Origin of the sequence: Bradyrhizobium sp. Leo170 (assembly GCF_004296405.1) — a bacterium.
Lineage (GTDB): Bacteria > Pseudomonadota > Alphaproteobacteria > Rhizobiales > Xanthobacteraceae > Bradyrhizobium.
In genome coordinates this window covers 1-3,362 of record NZ_PSRR01000548.1, presented here as the reverse complement: position 1 = coordinate 3,362, position 3,362 = coordinate 1, and the positions used below count along the sequence as shown (strand labels likewise).

The window sequence follows — 3,362 nt, the reverse complement described above, 5'->3', positions numbered from 1 at the left end:
CCCGCCGCGGCGACGGCCGCGCCGCGCTCGGCCCGGTCCTGCGCGAATACATCGTCAGCGAAGCGATGTTCGCACTGGGTATTCCGACCACGCGTTCGCTCGCCGCCGTCATCACCGGCGAGCATGTGATCCGCGAGACCGCGCTTCCCGGCGCCGTGCTGACGCGGGTGGCGGCGAGCCATGTCCGCGTCGGCACCTTCCAGTTCTTCGCCGCGCGCGGCGACACCGATGGCGTGCGCGCCCTCGCCGACCATGTGATCGCGCGGCACTATCCGGAGATCGCGAAGGCGGATCGCCCGTATCACGCTTTGCTCGAAGGCGTCGTCGCGCGCCAGGCGGAGCTCGTCGCGCACTGGCTCCTGATCGGCTTCATCCACGGCGTGATGAACACCGACAACACCTCGATATCGGGCGAGACCATCGACTACGGCCCCTGCGCCTTCATGGACGACTACAACCCCGCGCAGGTCTACTCCTCGATCGACGAGATGGGCCGCTACGCCTATGGCAACCAGCCGCGGATCGCGCTGTGGAACCTGACGCGTCTCGCCGAATGCCTGCTGCCGCTGTTCTCCGACGACCAGGAGAAGGCGGTCGAACAGGCGCAATTCATCCTCGGCGATTTCTCCGAGAAGTTCAGCGCGGCCTATGCAGCCGGTCTACGGCGGAAGATCGGCCTGTTCACCGAACGCGACGGCGATGAGGCGCTGATCGAGGGTTTCCTGGACGCCATGGCGAAAAACCAGGCCGACTTCACCCTCACCTTCCGCCGCCTTGGCGACGCAGCCCTGGATGCATCAGCCGACGAGAACGTCCGCGCGCAGTTCATGGATCCCACCGCCTTTGACGAATGGGCCAAGCGCTGGCGCGAGCGTCTCGCCATCGAGCCGCAAACCCCGTCCGAGCGCCAGTCCGCCATGCACGCCGTCAACCCCGCCTTCATCCCGCGCAACCACCGCGTCGAAGCGGTGATTGCGGCCGCGACCAACGACGACAACTACGCACCATTCGAAGAACTGTTGACGGTGCTGTCAAAGCCCTACGACGACCAGCCGCAATACGCGGCTTACGCCGCCCCGCCGCTGCCCGATCAGCGCGTGCTGCAAACCTTCTGCGGAACGTGAGAAGGCCCCTTCCGTCATTCCGGGGCGATGCGTAAGCATCGAGCCCGGAATCCATTTCGCCGCTGGCACAGGCGGCCCAATGGATTCCGGGCCTGCGCCTCACGGCGCATCCCGGAATGACGGGCAGTTGTAGGGTGGGCAAAGCGCAGCGTGCCCACCATCTCGAGCAAACTGCTGATGGTGGGCACGGCGCGCAGAGTGCCTTTGCCCACCCTACCAATTGCTCATCCTACAAATCACAAAACTAAATTCTTAAGGCGGGGCCCGGTGTGCCTGGGAGTCCGAGCCCCATAACCTCAACAACCTGGCCGCCAAGCCGTTCGGCTACATCAACACTTTAGCGCAGCGGGCCCACACGCTATTGATTTGCCGCAACAGCGGGCGAGCGTTTCTGAATTGCGAGCGATCGCCGATCCCGATCCGGCTCTTGCATCGATCACCTCGCGGAGGCTTGTTGTCGGACACTCTCCGAATATGCTCCGATGCAAGAGATACAGCTCGATCGAACTTCGGCTCCGCTGATGGGAATTCTGGACGATGAACATTGAGCGGATTTCAGACAGCGAAGCCGAACCTTCGCGCCCGCGCACGGGCTCGCCGCTCGAAGTGCTCCTTGTCTTCCTCAAGCTCGGGCTGACGTCGTTCGGCGGTCCGATCGCCCATATCGGCTATTTCCGCAGCGAGTTCGTCGAGCGCCGCAAATGGCTCGACGAACAATCCTATGCGGACCTCGTGGCGCTCTGCCAATTCCTGCCCGGCCCGGCAAGCAGCCAGGTCGGGTTCTCGCTCGGATTGATGCGCGCAGGTTATCGCGGTGCGCTGGCGGCATGGACGGGCTTCACGCTGCCATCAGCCATAGCACTCCTGCTGTTCGCCTATGGCGCCAGCGCATTGAGCGGGCCGGTCGGGACAGGACTGGTGCACGGCCTGAAACTCGTGGCAGTCGCGATCGTAGCTCAAGCGGTATGGGGCATGGCGCGGACGCTGTGTCCGGACCGGGAGCGCGCCTCGATCGCGACGATCGCGGCACTCTTCATCCTGTTCAGCACGTCATCGGTGGCACAGATCGGCGCGATTCTGCTCGGCGGCATTGCCGGACTATGGCTCTGCCGCGCCGCGCAGCCGAGCGGGGAAAGCCATTTCGCCGTGCCGGTGTCGCACGCCGCCGCCCTCACCGCGCTGGCAGCGTTCCTGGTCCTGCTCGTCGGCCTGCCGATCCTGGCCCGGCTGTGGCCGTACGCGGGCATTGCCTTGTTCGACGCCTTCTATCGCTCCGGCGCGCTCGTGTTTGGCGGCGGCCATGTCGTGCTGCCGCTGCTGCGCGAGGCAGTGGTGACGCCGGGCTGGGTCGGCGACGACGTGTTCCTGACCGGCTATGGCGCGGCCCAGGCCGTTCCCGGACCGCTCTTCACCTTCGCCGCCTATCTGGGCGCCGTCGTCAAGACGTCGCCGCACGGCATCGCCGGAGCCATCATCGGCTTGCTCGGCATATTCCTTCCGGGCGTCCTGATCCTGCTGGCAGCGCTGCCGTACTGGGACAGCTTTCGCAAACGTGCCAGTGCCCAGGCGATGATGCGCGGCGTGAACGCGGCGGTCGTCGGCATCCTGGGCGCGGCGCTCTACAATCCGGTATGGACCAGCACGGTGCAGACGCCCAGGGATTTTGCGATTGCCCTCGTCGGATTCGTGCTGCTCATGGCCTGGCGCGCACCACCGCTCGTGGTCGTCGCCTTCAGCGCTATCGCGGGAATAGGCGCGGCGATCCTGTGATGCCTCTGTCAACGCCGGCTCGGCTCGTTATGAGCATGTTCCATCGCTCGACCAGTGTTTCCCCGGATAGGATTTCGGTCGCCTTCGTGTTTTAGGGTAAGGCGTTCATGTAGGCATATTTACGTGCGCCCGGCAGCCAACGCTGCCGGGCTATTCGTTTGGAAGCATCGAAGAATCTAGGCCGCCTTCTGCAGCGGATAGGTCTGCAGGCGCCGCGCCGACAGCGCGCAGCCGCAATCATGCATGGTGCTGCGCTCGATGACGAAGCGGCGCTTCTCCAGCGAGGCACGCAGGCTTTCGTTCACAGCGGCCTTCTGGGCATCGACCCAGACCACCAGCACGCCGCTGGCACTCAGGCAATTCACCAGCCAGTCCAGCGTCGCCTCGAGTGCGCGCAACGGGCGTCGGCGCCAGTCGACAAAAGCGACGTCGTACTGACCGGCGGGGCGCCCGCAATTGCCCGTCGCG

General features: G+C 65.1%; 3 protein-coding genes. 2 read left to right on the top strand and 1 reads right to left on the bottom strand.

The features are described from left to right. Both CWO89_RS42185 and chrA read left to right on the top strand, forming a co-directional pair. The coding region (locus CWO89_RS42185) for a protein adenylyltransferase SelO (protein WP_130584125.1) at nt 1-1,124 on the top strand (1,124 nt) is incomplete at its 5' end. Nucleotides 1,125-1,661: 537 nt separating this feature from the next. Further along, complete coding sequence (gene chrA / locus CWO89_RS42180) at nt 1,662-2,894, top strand: chromate efflux transporter (protein WP_130584124.1); 1,233 nt, start codon at nt 1,662-1,664, stop codon at nt 2,892-2,894. A gap of 176 nt (nt 2,895-3,070) precedes the next feature. Here chrA and CWO89_RS46525 read toward each other — a convergent pair. Then, on the bottom strand, nt 3,071-3,362 hold a 292-nt coding region (locus CWO89_RS46525), incomplete at its 5' end, for a hypothetical protein (RefSeq protein ID WP_165421567.1).

Excerpts from the sequence above, each read along its gene's own strand:
- chrA (WP_130584124.1), top strand. The coding sequence starts at position 1,662 with ATGAACATTGAGCGGATTTCAGACAGCGAAGCCGAACCTTCGCGCCCG.